The organism is Luteibacter sp. 1214 (assembly GCF_031455395.1).
Classification (GTDB): Bacteria; Pseudomonadota; Gammaproteobacteria; order Xanthomonadales; family Rhodanobacteraceae; genus Luteibacter; species Luteibacter mycovicinus.
In genome coordinates, this window is sequence record NZ_JAVDSQ010000003.1 from 83817 (window position 1) to 96818 (window position 13002).

Annotated in this window: 16 protein-coding genes and 5 tRNA genes; 3 read left to right on the forward strand and 18 right to left on the reverse strand. The window is 63.9% G+C overall.

The annotated features are described in order from the left end of the window. Nucleotide 1: 1 nt before the first annotated feature. The 12 genes from rplL to J2X57_RS08785 form a co-directional block, all read right to left on the reverse strand. A complete protein-coding gene (gene rplL, locus J2X57_RS08730) occupies nt 2-373 on the reverse strand; it encodes a 50S ribosomal protein L7/L12 (RefSeq protein WP_036115514.1) in 372 nt (123 codons plus the stop codon). A 44-nt stretch (nt 374-417) separates the two neighbouring features. Continuing rightward, nucleotides 418-951 carry a 50S ribosomal protein L10 gene (gene rplJ / locus J2X57_RS08735; RefSeq protein WP_036115517.1) on the reverse strand — a complete coding sequence of 178 codons (534 nt, stop codon included), beginning with the start codon at nt 949-951 and terminating at the stop codon, nt 418-420. A gap of 341 nt (nt 952-1292) precedes the next feature. Continuing rightward, the gene (rplA, locus tag J2X57_RS08740) at nt 1293-2000 is read right to left on the reverse strand and encodes a 50S ribosomal protein L1 (protein WP_036115519.1); all 708 of its coding nucleotides are present in this window, start codon (nt 1998-2000) and stop codon (nt 1293-1295) included. A 3-nt stretch (nt 2001-2003) separates the two neighbouring features. Beyond that, nucleotides 2004-2432, reverse strand: coding sequence for a 50S ribosomal protein L11 (gene rplK, locus J2X57_RS08745; RefSeq protein WP_036115523.1), 429 nt, complete (start codon nt 2430-2432; stop codon nt 2004-2006). A gap of 202 nt (nt 2433-2634) precedes the next feature. Then, entirely contained in the window at nt 2635-3195 is a 561-nt protein-coding gene (nusG, locus tag J2X57_RS08750; RefSeq protein WP_036115527.1) for a transcription termination/antitermination protein NusG, read from the reverse strand. Nucleotides 3196-3203: 8 nt separating this feature from the next. Beyond that, a complete protein-coding gene (gene secE / locus J2X57_RS08755; protein WP_051943919.1) occupies nt 3204-3599 on the reverse strand; it encodes a preprotein translocase subunit SecE in 396 nt (131 codons plus the stop codon). Between the two features lie 85 nt (nt 3600-3684). Beyond that, nucleotides 3685-3760, reverse strand: a tRNA-Trp gene (locus tag J2X57_RS08760). A 92-nt stretch (nt 3761-3852) separates the two neighbouring features. Further along, nucleotides 3853-5043 (reverse strand): elongation factor Tu, encoded by a 1191-nt coding sequence (gene tuf, locus J2X57_RS08765; RefSeq protein ID WP_036115500.1) that lies wholly within the window; start codon nt 5041-5043, stop codon nt 3853-3855. 63 nt (nt 5044-5106) lie between these two features. Continuing rightward, nucleotides 5107-5182 (reverse strand) — tRNA-Thr (locus tag J2X57_RS08770). Between the two features lie 26 nt (nt 5183-5208). After that, a tRNA-Gly gene (locus J2X57_RS08775) sits at nt 5209-5282 on the reverse strand. A 17-nt stretch (nt 5283-5299) separates the two neighbouring features. Beyond that, nucleotides 5300-5385: transfer RNA gene (locus J2X57_RS08780), tRNA-Tyr, on the reverse strand. A gap of 169 nt (nt 5386-5554) precedes the next feature. Then, nucleotides 5555-6040: an acyl-CoA thioesterase gene (locus J2X57_RS08785; protein WP_036115531.1), complete on the reverse strand. Its 486-nt coding sequence runs from the start codon at nt 6038-6040 to the stop codon at nt 5555-5557. 101 nt (nt 6041-6141) lie between these two features. On the opposite strand from J2X57_RS08785, the gene J2X57_RS08790 reads away from it, so the two are divergent. From J2X57_RS08790 to J2X57_RS08800, 3 genes are read left to right on the forward strand one after another with little or no spacing between them, the layout of a single operon-like run. Beyond that, a complete protein-coding gene (locus J2X57_RS08790) occupies nt 6142-8058 on the forward strand; it encodes a SpoIIE family protein phosphatase (protein ID WP_309865974.1) in 1917 nt (638 codons plus the stop codon). Next, the gene (locus J2X57_RS08795; RefSeq protein WP_052191137.1) at nt 8039-8464 is read left to right on the forward strand and encodes an ATP-binding protein; all 426 of its coding nucleotides are present in this window, start codon (nt 8039-8041) and stop codon (nt 8462-8464) included. Before J2X57_RS08790 ends, J2X57_RS08795 begins: the two co-directional genes overlap by 20 nt. Further along, nucleotides 8461-8835 (forward strand): STAS domain-containing protein, encoded by a 375-nt coding sequence (locus J2X57_RS08800; protein ID WP_036115534.1) that lies wholly within the window; start codon nt 8461-8463, stop codon nt 8833-8835. The genes J2X57_RS08795 and J2X57_RS08800 overlap by 4 nt, the downstream gene beginning before the upstream one ends. Before the next feature lie 6 nt (nt 8836-8841). Here the strand turns inward: J2X57_RS08800 and J2X57_RS08805 are convergent, their stop codons facing one another. The 6 genes from J2X57_RS08805 to J2X57_RS08830 form a co-directional block, all read right to left on the reverse strand. Continuing rightward, the gene (locus J2X57_RS08805; RefSeq protein ID WP_036115536.1) at nt 8842-9312 is read right to left on the reverse strand and encodes a MarR family transcriptional regulator; all 471 of its coding nucleotides are present in this window, start codon (nt 9310-9312) and stop codon (nt 8842-8844) included. A 111-nt stretch (nt 9313-9423) separates the two neighbouring features. Next, nucleotides 9424-10515: a redox-regulated ATPase YchF gene (gene ychF / locus J2X57_RS08810; protein ID WP_036115538.1), complete on the reverse strand. Its 1092-nt coding sequence runs from the start codon at nt 10513-10515 to the stop codon at nt 9424-9426. A gap of 34 nt (nt 10516-10549) precedes the next feature. After that, nucleotides 10550-11128 carry an aminoacyl-tRNA hydrolase gene (pth, locus tag J2X57_RS08815; RefSeq protein ID WP_036115540.1) on the reverse strand — a complete coding sequence of 193 codons (579 nt, stop codon included), beginning with the start codon at nt 11126-11128 and terminating at the stop codon, nt 10550-10552. 51 nt (nt 11129-11179) lie between these two features. After that, entirely contained in the window at nt 11180-11821 is a 642-nt protein-coding gene (locus J2X57_RS08820; protein ID WP_036115544.1) for a 50S ribosomal protein L25/general stress protein Ctc, read from the reverse strand. A 79-nt stretch (nt 11822-11900) separates the two neighbouring features. Next, nucleotides 11901-12839, reverse strand: coding sequence for a ribose-phosphate diphosphokinase (locus J2X57_RS08825; RefSeq protein WP_036118253.1), 939 nt, complete (start codon nt 12837-12839; stop codon nt 11901-11903). A gap of 71 nt (nt 12840-12910) precedes the next feature. Then, nucleotides 12911-12987, reverse strand: a tRNA-Gln gene (locus J2X57_RS08830). Between the last annotated feature and the right edge of the window lie 15 nt (nt 12988-13002).

Genomic DNA, 13002 nt, shown 5'->3' on the forward strand with positions numbered 1-13002 from the left:
ATTACTTGAGTTCGACCGTGGCGCCGGCAGCTTCCAGATCCTTCTTGAACTTGGCAGCGTCGTCCTTCGAAGCGGCTTCCTTCACGACGCCACCGGCTTCGGTCAGGTCCTTCGCTTCCTTCAGGCCGAGGCCGGTGATGGCGCGGACAGCCTTGATGACGTCGACCTTCTTGTCGCCGGCGGACTTGAGGATCACGTCGAATTCGGTCTGCTCTTCAGCGGCCGGGCCGGCAGCGGCCGGGCCAGCGGCGGCAACCGGAGCGGCAGCCGAGACGCCAAAGGTGTCTTCGATCGACTTAACCAGTTCCATGATTTCCATCAGGGACTTGGCCTTGATGGCTTCGACGATCTGTTCGGTGGTCAGGGTGGACATTGTTTCTTACCTTTAAATGGTTTCGATGAGAAAAGTCGGCGAACTTAGGCGGGTTCGGCTTCGGTCGGGGCGTCGGCGGCGACTTCGCCACCACCCTGCTGATCGGCCACTGCCTTGACGGCGCGTGCGAACATCGCAGCCGGTTCGGACAGGACGCGGGCCAGCATGGCAAGCGCTTCCTGGCGGGTCGGCAGCGACGCGAGAACGTCGACGTGCGCCGGGGGAAGCAGCTTGCCTTCCACCGAAACGACCTTCGGGATGAGCTTGTCGTTAGACTTTGCGAATTCCTTGATCACGCGCCCGGCAGCGCCGGGTTCTTCGAGCGAGAACGCATAAAGCAGCGGACCGACGAGAGCGTCCTGGACGACCTCGAACTCGGTTCCCGCGACAGCGCGGGCGGCAAGCGTGTTCTTGACAACTTTCAAGAAAACGCCCGACTCGCGTGCCTTCTTACGCATCGCGGTCATCTGAGAGACCGTGGTGCCTGCGTACTCGACAGCGACCAAGGAGTGAGCCTTAGCGGCGATTTCTGCCAGCTCTGCGACTACTTCTTGCTTCTGGGACAGATTGAGAGCCATTGCACTCCTCCAATTGAACTCCGCTCACGACTCCTGCCGTTTGCGGTCCTGGGCGACATCGTCCTGACGTCGGGGACACGGCGTGTCCCGGGTGGTGGCCTTTCCCCATTCGAAACGAATACGGAAGGGGCTACACCATCTACGCAGGCCGGACACCGCGAGGTATCCGATTAAGCGAACCCGCTAACGACGACGGCGTTTCCATGCCAACACGAGCTCCCTGCTCGTCGCCGTCGCGCGCTGAACGCGCCTACGGTCTTTGACGGCTACCGTGGACTTGCGTCCCCGGCGCCCTCAAAAACGTTCCCCCGCCGGCGAACCGGCGGGGGCCGTAAAACGGATTACTTGGCCGAGGTGTTCACGGTCGAGGTATCGACCGGCACGCCCACGCCCATGGTGCTCGACAGAGCGACCTTCTGGATGTACTGACCCTTGGCTGCGGAAGGCTTGGCCTTCAGCAGGTCGGCGATCAGGGCATTCAGGTTGTCGGCCAGCTGGGCGGCTTCGAAGCTCGCCTTGCCGATGGTGGCGTGGATGATGCCACCCTTGTCGTTACGGAACTTGACCTGGCCGGCCTTGGCGTTCTTGACGGCCGTGGCGACGTCGGCGGTGACCGAGCCGTCCTTCGGGTTCGGCATCAGGCCACGGGGACCGAGGACCTGACCGAGCTTACCGACAACGCGCATCGCGTCCGGCGTAGCAATGACGCGGCCGTAGTTCAGATCGCCAGCGGCCATCTTCTCGGCGAGGTCGTCCATACCGACAGCGTCGGCGCCGGCGGCGAGAGCGGCGTCAGCCTTCTCACCCGGCGGCACGAACACGGCCACGCGAACGGTCTTGCCGGTGCCGTGCGGCAGCAGCGAGGAACCGCGAACGCCCTGGTCGGACTTCTTCGCGTCGATGCCGAGACGGACCGAGACGTCGACCGACTCGCCGAACTTGGCCTTGGCGTTGTCCTTGACGATCTTCAGCGCTTCGTCGAGACCATAGGTCTTGCCGGGCTGGACAGCGGCCGATGCGGCCTTCATACGCTTAGTGAGCTTTGCCATGACTTAACCCTCCACCACCAGACCCATGGAACGCGCGCTGCCGGCGATCGTACGCACGGCGGCTTCGAGATCAGCAGCCGTGAGATCCGGCTCCTTCTGCTTCGCGATTTCCTCGAGCTGGGCGCGGGTGACCTTACCGACCTTGTCGGTGTTCGGCTTCTGCGAGCCCTTGGCCACGCCCGTGATCTTCTTGAGAAGGATCGAGGCCGGCGGGGTCTTCGTGATGAAGGTGAAGGTACGGTCCGAGTAGGCCGTGATCACGACCGGGATCGGGAGACCCGGCTCGAGCTTCTGCGTGGCGGCATTGAACGCCTTGCAGAACTCCATGATGTTCAGGCCGCGCTGACCGAGGGCCGGGCCGACCGGCGGCGACGGGTTAGCCTGACCGGCCTTGACCTGCAACTTGATGTAACCAATGACTTTCTTTGCCATTTAACTTTCCTCGCGAGTGCTGACGCCTTGCGGCTCCTCGCTGTTGACCTTCCGTGGTGGTGAGGGGATCCGCACCTGCGAACCCCTGAAACGCGGACACGCCGAAGCGCAAGGCTCCAGCGTGGACCGGGCATTATAGGCGTCCGACCCGGGCTAAGCAACCCGATGCCGAATGGGCGGGAGCGATCCCGCCAGGAGGCCCTTAGGCCTTCTCCACCTGGCCGAACTCGAGCTCGACCGGGGTAGAACGACCGAAAATGAGCACCGCGACGCGCAGGCGGCTCTTTTCATAGTTGACTTCTTCGACGACGCCATTGAAGTCGTTGAACGGACCTTCCGTGACGCGAACCATCTCGCCCGGCTCGAAGAGAACCTTCGGACGGGGCTTTTCGACACCCTCGCGCACGCGGCTGAGGATAGCGTCAGCCTCGGTATCGCGGATCGGGTGCGGACGATCGGCGGTGCCGCCGATGAAACCCATGACCTTCGGGGTTTCCTTGACCAGATGCCAGCATTCGTCGTCGATGCGCGGCACCTTGCCGCTCGTATCGGTTTCGATCTGGACCAGAACATAACCCGGGAAGAACTTGCGCTCGCTGCGACGCTTCTGGCCGCCGCGCATCTCGATGACTTCCTCGGTCGGGACCAGGATCTCACCGAACTTCTCTTCCATACCTTCGCGCACGACGCGCTCGGTCAGGGCCTTGCGAACCTGCTGTTCGAAACCCGAATAGGCGTGAACCACGTACCAGCGCTTGCTCATGCCTTACCTCAATGTCCGAGCTTAAGCAGCCAATCGAGCACGATGGTTTTAAGCAACCAGTCGATCAGCCCCATCAGCAGCGAGAGAATGATGACGACCACGATGATGATGCCGGTGGTCTTCAACGTTTCGTCACGCGACGGCCAGACGACCTTGCGCAACTCGAACTGCGATTCGGAGATGAAACCACGCAGCTTGCGGCCGGGCACCGTAAAGGCACCAATCGCCATGGCGGCGACGACCGCGGCGATAACGCCGACGACGCGCGCGAAGGACGGCACGCTCGGGTTATCGCTGAAATAGTAGAAACCGACGATGCCGGCGACGAGCACCACCAGCGCGAGCGCCAGCTTGCCGAAATCGGCCGGGCCCATACTCTTGGCTTGTTCTGCCTTGGTGTTCATGCGCGCTTGGCCTGGTGCCTGACGGACGTAGCGAGCGAAACCGCCTGCTTGCGCCCGGCGTCAACCGCCGTCGTTCCTCGAAAAGTGGCACGCCAGGAGGGACTCGAACCCCCAACCTGCGGTTTTGGAGACCGCTGCTCTGCCAATTGAGCTACTGGCGTACAAATGAAACCGTTGAACCGCGGGGCGGGCAGTCAAAGACCGACCCGCCCCGCGACCGGGTGCCGACCCCGAGGGGCCGGCATCACTTATCTTACTTGTTGATCTTGGCGACGACGCCGGCGCCGACGGTACGACCGCCTTCGCGGATCGCGAAGCGCAGACCTTCGTCCATGGCGATCGGGAAGCCCAGGGTCACCGAGATCTTCACGTTGTCGCCCGGCATCACCATCTCGACACCTTCCGGCAGCTTGATCGAACCGGTCACGTCCGTGGTACGGAAGTAGAACTGCGGACGATAGTTGCTGAAGAAAGGCGTGTGACGGCCACCCTCGTCCTTCGACAGGATGTACACCTCACCCTCGAACTCGGTGTGCGGCGTGACCGACTTCGGAGCAGCCAGCACCTGGCCGCGCTCGACGTCTTCACGCTTCAGGCCGCGAACCAGCACGCCGACGTTGTCACCGGCCTGACCCTGGTCCAGCAGCTTGCGGAACATTTCCACGCCCGTGACCGTCGTCTGCTGGGTGTCCTTCAGACCGACCACTTCGGCCGGGTCACCCACCTTCACGATGCCGCGCTCGACGCGACCGGTCAGCACCGTGCCGCGACCCGAGATCGAGAACACGTCTTCGACCGGCAGCAGGAACGGCTTGTCGATCACGCGCTCCGGCTCCGGAATCCAGCTGTCCAGCGCATCGACCAGCTTGATGATCGACGGCACGCCGATTTCCGACTGGTCGCCGTCCAGCGCGAGGCGGGCCGAACCGTGAACGATCGGGGTGTCGTCGCCCGGGAACTCGTACTTCGACAGCAGCTCGCGGACTTCCATCTCGACCAGCTCGAGCAGCTCGGCGTCGTCGACCATGTCGGCCTTGTTCAGGAACACGACGATGTACGGCACGCCGACCTGACGCGAGAGCAGGATGTGCTCGCGGGTCTGCGGCATCGGACCGTCAGCGGCCGAGCACACCAGGATCGCGCCGTCCATCTGCGCCGCACCCGTGATCATGTTCTTCACATAGTCAGCGTGGCCCGGGCAGTCGACGTGACCGTAGTGACGGTTCGGCGACTCGTATTCCACGTGCGCGGTCGAGATCGTGATGCCGCGTGCCTTCTCTTCCGGCGCCGCATCGATCGAACCGTAGTCCTTGAACTCGCCACCGAAACGCTCGGCGCCGATCTTGGTCAGGGCAGCCGTGAGCGTGGTCTTGCCGTGATCGACGTGACCGATGGTGCCGACGTTGACGTGCGGCTTCTTACGTTCGAACTTACCCTTTGCCATGAGCGCTAAACTCCGCTGGAGCCAATGAGATAGTAAAAAAGGAACCGCCGCGGGCGACGAAGATGGTGCTCATGACTGGAATCGAACCAGCGACCTCTTCCTTACCAAGGAAGTGCTCTACCGACTGAGCTACATGAGCACGAAACGCAGCGCGCGTAAGATCAATGGAGCGGGAGACGGGAATCGAACCCGCACAATCAGCTTGGAAGGCTGAAGTTCTACCATTGAACTACTCCCGCACTGCGCGGAACTCGTTTGGTGGAGGAAGGTGGATTCGAACCACCGAAGGCGTAAGCCAGCAGATTTACAGTCTGCCCCCGTTGGCCGCTTGGGTATTCCTCCAACATAGAACGCCTATTGTCGCGAGCGCCCCGGAAACTGTCAATAACTTCCGCACGTAAAATACACATGCCTTGACCGTTTACCGACGCCCGGACAGCCCACCGATACGGGTTGTCGGTGAGCGAGCCGCGCAGTGTAACGAGGCGGGTCGCCCTTGGGAAGCGTTTTGTCAGGCCTCCCGCGTGGCGAGCACCAGTGGCTCCATCGCACGCGACATTTCCATCAGCTTGAGGGCGTACTCCTGCAGGCGCAGATCCCTCTCTTCCACCGGCTTCCAGGGCGGAACCGGGGTCGGCTTACCGCCGTCCGCCTTGTCCATGGCCACGAAGACCATCACGCAACTGGTGGCCAGACGCTGTTCGCCGCTACGGAGGTCCCGTGCGAGAACGTCCACCGCGAGGTGCATGCTCGATGTGCCGGTATGGATCAGACGGGCACGGACGGTCACGAGGTCGCCGATGAGAATCGGTGCAAGGAACTGGATGCCACTGACCGAAACGGTCACGCAATAGGCGCCACTCCAGCCCACCGCACAGGCGTACCCTGCCTGATCGAGCCACTTCATGACCATGCCGCCGTGGACCTTGCCGCCGAAGTTCACATCGGTCGGTTGGGCGAGGAAACGGAATTCGACTTCTCGCTGGGTGCCGGACATGCCGCTACCTTGCTGGGGAAAGTCACATTATGGCTGCTGGGCGGCTTGTCGGACCGCCCCGTGCGGCATAGATTCGAAGCCATCGTCCCCGGGAGCGCCCCATGGTCCTTCGCAGCGTCGCCTCGCGACTCGCCCTGGCAATGCTTTTGGGGTCGGCGATCATCATGATCGTGACCGGCGGACTGCTGCTATCCCACACCCGTGAGCAGACGCTGGCCCAGACCCAGCGCGAAGCGGCCGCCGTCGTCCAGTCCGCCGCCGTCCGCATCCAGGGACGCATCGACGGGGTCGCCACCATCGGACGCACCCTCGCCGCCCTCCTTCACGACCGTCGGGACCAGGCCCCCGCCCTCATTCGCGACACGCTCGCCGCGAACCCGGAGATCGTCGACATCAGCGCCGCCTTCGTACCGCGGGACAGCTCGGCGGTACGCGATCAGGACGCCCCGGTAGTACGTCGCGGTCCCGGTGGCTCGCTCATCGCCAGCAGCCGTAGAACGGATCCGGAGCCGTACTGGAGTTCCGACTGGTTCGTGCAAGGCCTGAACTGCGACAGCGGCTGTTGGCAAGCGCCATTCCGGATGGCCGGTCGTCCCGAGACCCTGGTGGGCTATTCGGTCGCGATACCGGGCACGAGCCGCATCCCGGTCATCGGCGTGGCCGACGCGACCATCAGCCTCGACTGGCTCCAGCGACTCCTCAGCCAGCTTGGCAAGCCTGAACACGCTTCCGCGTTCGTGGCCGACAGCGACGGCATCTTCCTCGCGCACGACTGGACGTCGTACATCGGCAGCCGGGCCAGCCGCCCTCTGAGGGAGGCCATGGCGACGGGAAAGAACCCGGTACGCCTGACGCCCGAGATGGGCGCGCGCGTGAGCGAGCCCGTCTGGGTCTACTACGTACCGATTCGTGGGACCGGCTGGATCTTCGGACTGAGCATGCCTGAGCGCGCCGTGCTGGCCGACCTCCGGCGCACCTACATGGTGGACATACTGCTGGGATTGCTGGCGCTCGCCGGGGTGTCGCTCATCGCACTGATCGTGACACGCCGCCTCATGGCCCCGCTGGGCGTCCTGGCCGAGCGCGCGGAAAACGTGGCGCGAGGCGACCTGGATTTCGCCCTGCCCGACGTCCGGCGGAACGACGAGGTAGGTCGCCTCACCCGGGCCTTCGACCATATGCGGCACCAGCTCGCGGGCCATATCGATACCGCGAAGCGCACCGCCCGTGAGCAGGAGCGTATCGCCAGCGAGCTGGAGATCGCCCGCCAGATCCAGCTTGCCCTCATCCCGGAACCGCGCTGGCTCGCCGCGGACGGTCGTATCGAGCTGTTTGCCGCGCTGCGCCCGGCCAGTGCGGTGGGCGGCGATCTGTACACGTATTTCGCGCTCGGCGCGAAGCACGTCTGCGTCATGGTCGGCGACGTCTCCGACAAGGGCGTGCCGGCCGCCCTGTTCATGGCGCGGACGATCACTCTCGCGCGCACCATCGCCACGCACGCACGGTCGCCGAGCGACATCCTCGCCGCGCTCAACCGTGAGCTGTGCAAGGGCAACGACACCTGCATGTTCGTCACCCTGCTATGCGGTGTCGTGGAGACCGAAACCGGGATGCTCAGCATGGCCAGCGCCGGGCACGAACAGCCCGTACTGCACGCCGGCGGAAGCGCCATCCTCGTCGACGTCGAAACCGGCCCCGCCCTCGGCCTCGATCGCGAAGCGCGCTACCCTGTGCGGGTGATGACACTGCTGGGGGGCGACACCGTAATCATGTACACCGATGGCGTCAGCGAAGCGCACGCAGGCAATCAGCGCCTTTATGGCGCGGATGCCTTGCTCGACAGCGTCTCGCGCATCGGCGAAGGCGCGACACCGGAGGCGCTCGTCACCGGCGTTCTGAACGACGTCGACGCTTATGTCGAGGGCGACCCCGCTTACGACGACATCGCACTGCTCGCGCTGACCTGGCACGACGCCGGGGTGAAAGGAGTCCGCCTCGATGCGGTTGCGCATTCCTAATCGTCTCGAGGACGTGTTTCTCGCCCTCGACCGCGCCGGGAGCGCGCTCGAACGCGGCGACGTCGATCCCGCCTGTCGCACGGACGTCCGCCTCGTGCTCGAAGAGCTGCTGGTGAATACGGTCCGTCATGGCTATCCCGACGGGCGCGACGGCAGCATCGAGATTCAGCTGGACATCGGCAACGACATGGTCCGACTCGAGCTGCGCGACGATGCCATGCCCTTCGATCCGCTGGAACCGGAACCGCCGGAACTCCCTGGCGATATCGCCCTGCGCGACATCGGCGGACTCGGCTTGCATCTTGCACGCAGCATCGCCAGCGATTTCCACTATGCACGCGACGAACACGGCAACCGTGTCGTCATCCGCTTCGATCCATCCCTGTCCGACGAGCCTGCCCCATGACCCTGATCGTTCGCAGTGAATCCCCGACCACCGACCGCAGCACCGTGTGGCTGGAAGGCCGCCTCGATGCGGCGACCTTCGGCGAATTCGACGACGCACTGCGCGATATCACCCCGCTCGTGGACAACGGGGGCACGCTGATCATCGATCTGTCCGCGCTCGATTACATCAGCAGCGCCGGCCTGCGCAGCCTCGCGCAGCTACGCAAACAGATGCAGGATCGGGCCGGCCGCACGTTGCTGCTGAACCCGCAGCCGCAGGTGAAGAAGGTTTTCGAGATCGTGAAAGCGGTGCCGGTGGCGGAAGTATTCGCCAGCGTGGCCGAGCTGGATCAGTACCTGGATCACATGCAGCGGCAGATCACCGGCTGAGGTCCGTTAGCCGCTCTTCGCGGTATCGATCAGGCTCGCGCGCAGCGTTTCCAGCTGCGCCTTCAGACCGACGAGCTCATCGATCTCGCAACCGGTCGCGCAGAACACGTCGACGGGAACATGCCCGGTTTTCTCGCGCAACGCCCTGCCTTCGTCGGTGAGCGTGACGAGGACCTGCCGCTCATCGCGCGTACCGCGCGTGCGTACCACGTGGCCCGCTGCCTGCAAGCGCTTCAGCAGCGGGGTGAGCGTGGCCGAGTCGAGAAACAGCCGGTCGCCCAGTTCCGACACGGTGATGCCGTCGCGCTCCCACAGCACGAGCATGACGAGGTATTGCGGGTAGGTAAGGTCCAGCTTTGCCAGTAGCTGGCGGTAGAGCTTCCCCATCGCAAGGTTCGCGGAATACAGCGAAAAGCACAGCTGCCCGTCGAGGGTACGCGGGGCTTCGACGCCTTCCGGAAGGGATTTCCTGCTCATGCCCTGAATGTAGGGTTGTGGATATTGAATTGCAAGCGATTGAATTGCGCGGCGCGAAAAAAAGGCCTCGCGTGAGCGAGGCCTCTCGTTATCACCGATGAACAGCCGGAATCAGACGTTGAAGCGGAAGTGCAGAATGTCGCCTTCCTTCACCAGGTATTCCTTACCCTCGAGACGAAGACGCCCGGCTTCCTTCGCACCCTGCTCGCCGTTGAACTTGATGAAGTCGTCGTAGCCCACCGTTTCGGCGCGAATGAAACCACGCTCGAAATCAGTATGGATGACGCCGGCCGCCTGCGGCGCGGTGGAACCGGCGCGGACCTGCCAGGCACGGACTTCCTTTTCGCCGGCGGTGAAATACGTCTGCAGGCCGAGCAGCGTGTAGCCTGCGCGGATGACGCGGTTGAGGCCCGGCTCTTCGAGGCCGAGATCCTTAAGGAACTCGTCGCGATCGGCGTCTTCGAGCTGAGAGAGCTCTTCTTCGATGGCGGCGCAGATGGGCACGACCTCGGCACCCTCTTCCACGGCACGCGCACGCACGGCGTCGAGGTGCGGATTGTTCTCGAAGCCGTCTTCCGCCACGTTGGCGATGTACATCAGCGGCTTCATCGTGATCAGGAACATGTCGCGGACGAGGGCTTTTTCCTCGGCATCGAGACCAGCCGCACGGGCCGACTTGCCCTGATCGAGCGCGACGCGGAGCTTCTCCAGCACCGGTTTCTTCGCGATCGCGTCCTTGTCGTTGGCCTTGGCCGAACGGGTGGCGCGGTCGAGCGCCTTCAGCACGGCCTCGAGATCGGCCAGCGCCAGCTCGGTATCGATGGTCTCGATATCGGCGATCGGGTCCACCTTGTTCGCCACATGAATGACGTTGCCGTCTTCAAAGCAGCGTACGACGTGCGCGATGGCGTCGGTCTCGCGGATGTGCGCGAGGAACTTGTTGCCCAGACCCTCGCCCTTCGACGCGCCCGCCACGAGACCGGCGATGTCGACGAATTCCATGGTGGTGGGAATGACGCGCTGCGGCTTCACGATGCCGGCCAGCGCGGTCAGGCGCAGGTCGGGCACGGGGACGATGCCGGTGTTCGGCTCGATCGTGCAGAACGGGAAGTTGGCGGCGGCGATGCCCGCCTTGGTCAGCGCATTGAAAAGGGTGGACTTGCCGACGTTAGGCAGGCCGACGATGCCGCATTTGATGCCCATGGCGATCTTGGTCCGGTAAAGGTGATTGGTGCGGTCAGGCGACCGTGTGCAGGCGCTTCATCGCCTCTTCGAACTTGCCATCCAGCGCCAGCGGCAGCACGTCGAACGCGCGCCCGATGCCGTGCATGATGGCGTCCTCGTCGGCCGCGTTGGGACGACCGAGCACCCACGGGGTGACCTTGTCCTTGTGCCCCGGGTGGCCGATGCCGACCCGCAGGCGGTGAAACTTGCCGTGCCCGAGGTGGGCCACGATGTCACGCAAGCCGTTCTGGCCGCCGTGGCCACCATCGAACTTCATGCGGACGGTGCCAGGCGGGAGGTCCAGTTCGTCGTGGGCGACGAGGCACTCTTCCGGCGCGATCTTGTAGTAGCGCAGCGCCGACGCGACGGCGATGCCACTCTTGTTCATGAATGTCGCGGGCTTGAGCAGCCAGACGGTCTCGCCACCGATACGCAGCTTGCAGGTCTCGCCATGCAGCTTGCCGTCGAAGGTCCAACGCTCCCCCTGGTCCATGGCCAGGGCGTCGACACACCAGAACCCGGCATTGTGCCGGGTCCTGACGTATTCGGCCCCGGGGTTACCGAGGCCGACGATAAGACGAAGTGTCGCCATAGACCGAAGCGGGTGCGGCCCGCGGCGCCGGAGCGCGCGGACCGCCGCCGATTACTTCTTGTCTTCGGTCGAAGCGTCGCCTTCAGCGGCCGGCGCTTCCGGATCGACCTCTTCCTGGATCGAGGCGACGGTCACGACGGCGACGTCGTGTTCCTTGCCCAGGGCCAGTTCCGGGATTTCCACGTTGGCCGGCAGCTTGAGGTCGGACAGATGGATGATCGAGCCGGCGTCGAGCGTGGCCAGGTCGAGTTCGATGAACTCCGGCAGGTGCTTCGGCAGGCACGAAACCACGACTTCCGTCAGGTTGTGCGAGATGACCAGACCCGAGGTCTTGCCAGCCGGCGACTTTTCCTGGTTGAGGAAGTGGATGGGCACGGCGACCTTGACGGCCTCGTTCTCGTTAACGCGCAGGAAGTCCATGTGCAGCATGAGCTGACGGAACGGGTGCTTCTGCCAGTCCTTGATCAGGACCTTCTGCTTCTTGCCGTCGACCGTGAGGTCGATGACCGAGGAGTAAAACGACTCGAAGCGCGAGCCGAGCAGCACGTCGTTGTGGAGAACCTGGATAGCCTGCGGAGCCTCGTTGGCGCCGTAGACGATAGCCGGCACGTAACCCGCGGTACGAAGGCGGCGGCTCGCACCCTTCCCTTCGATCTTGCGGCTCGTGGCGGTGAGCTGATGATTGGTAGCCATGGTGTTGCCTCAAGTAAACCGCCTCACGGCGGTGGTAAAGGGCTTCCCCGCGACCAGGGAAGCCCGAAAAATCAGATACTTAGTCGATATAGAGCGAACTGACCGATTCACCGAAGGCGATCCGGCGGATGGTCTCCGCAAGCAGTTCCGCGACCGACAACTGACGGATTTTCGCACAGTTACGGGCGTTGTCGCGCAACGGCAGCGTATTGGTGACCACCAGCTGGTCGAGCGAGGAGCCTTCGATGTTGGTGATCGCGGCGCCGGACAGCACCGGATGGACGCAGTAGGCGACGACCTTGCGGGCGCCCTTTTCCTTCAGCGCGGCCGCGGCGGCGCACAGGGTGCCGGCGGTATCGACGATGTCGTCGACCAGAATGCAGGTCTTGCCTTCGACGTCGCCGATGATGTTCATGACCGTGGCCACGTTCGCCTTGGGCCGGCGCTTGTCGATGATCGCGAGATCGGCGTCGTCCAGGCGCTTGGCGAGCGCACGCGCGCGCACCACGCCACCGACGTCGGGGCTGACCACGATCAGGTCGTCCATGCTGTGATGGCGCCAGATGTCCGCCAGCAGTACCGGCGAGGCGTACACGTTGTCGACCGGAATATCGAAGAAGCCCTGGATCTGGTCGGCATGGAGGTCGATCGTCAGCACGCGGTCGGCGCCGGCGGTCGCGATCATCTTGGCGGCCAGCTTGGCCGTGATCGGCACGCGCGACGAGCGCGGGCGACGATCCTGGCGGGCATAGCCGAAATACGGCATGACCGCGGTGACGCTGCCGGCCGATGCGCGCTTGAGCGCGTCGATCATGACCAGCAGGTCGAACAGATTCTCCGCGCTGGGGGCACCCGTCGGCTGAATGACGAAGACCTCCTGCTTACGGACGTTTTCTTCGATCTCGATCTGCGCCTCGCCATCGCTGAACCGGCCGATGAGGGCCTTGCCGAGCGGGATGCCGAGCCGCGCGGCGACATCGTCGGCGAGCGCACGGTGCGCATTGCCGGTAAACAACATCGGGGTGGACGTGTCCACGGAGGAACTCCTGGCGTGAGATGGGTGGGTATCGGCTATGTGCCACCGCGAGGTGGCTGGGGCGGCAGGATTCGAACCTGCGCATGCGGGAATCAAAATCCCGTGCCTTAACCAGCTTGGCGACGCCCCAACAATTCGTTCCGGC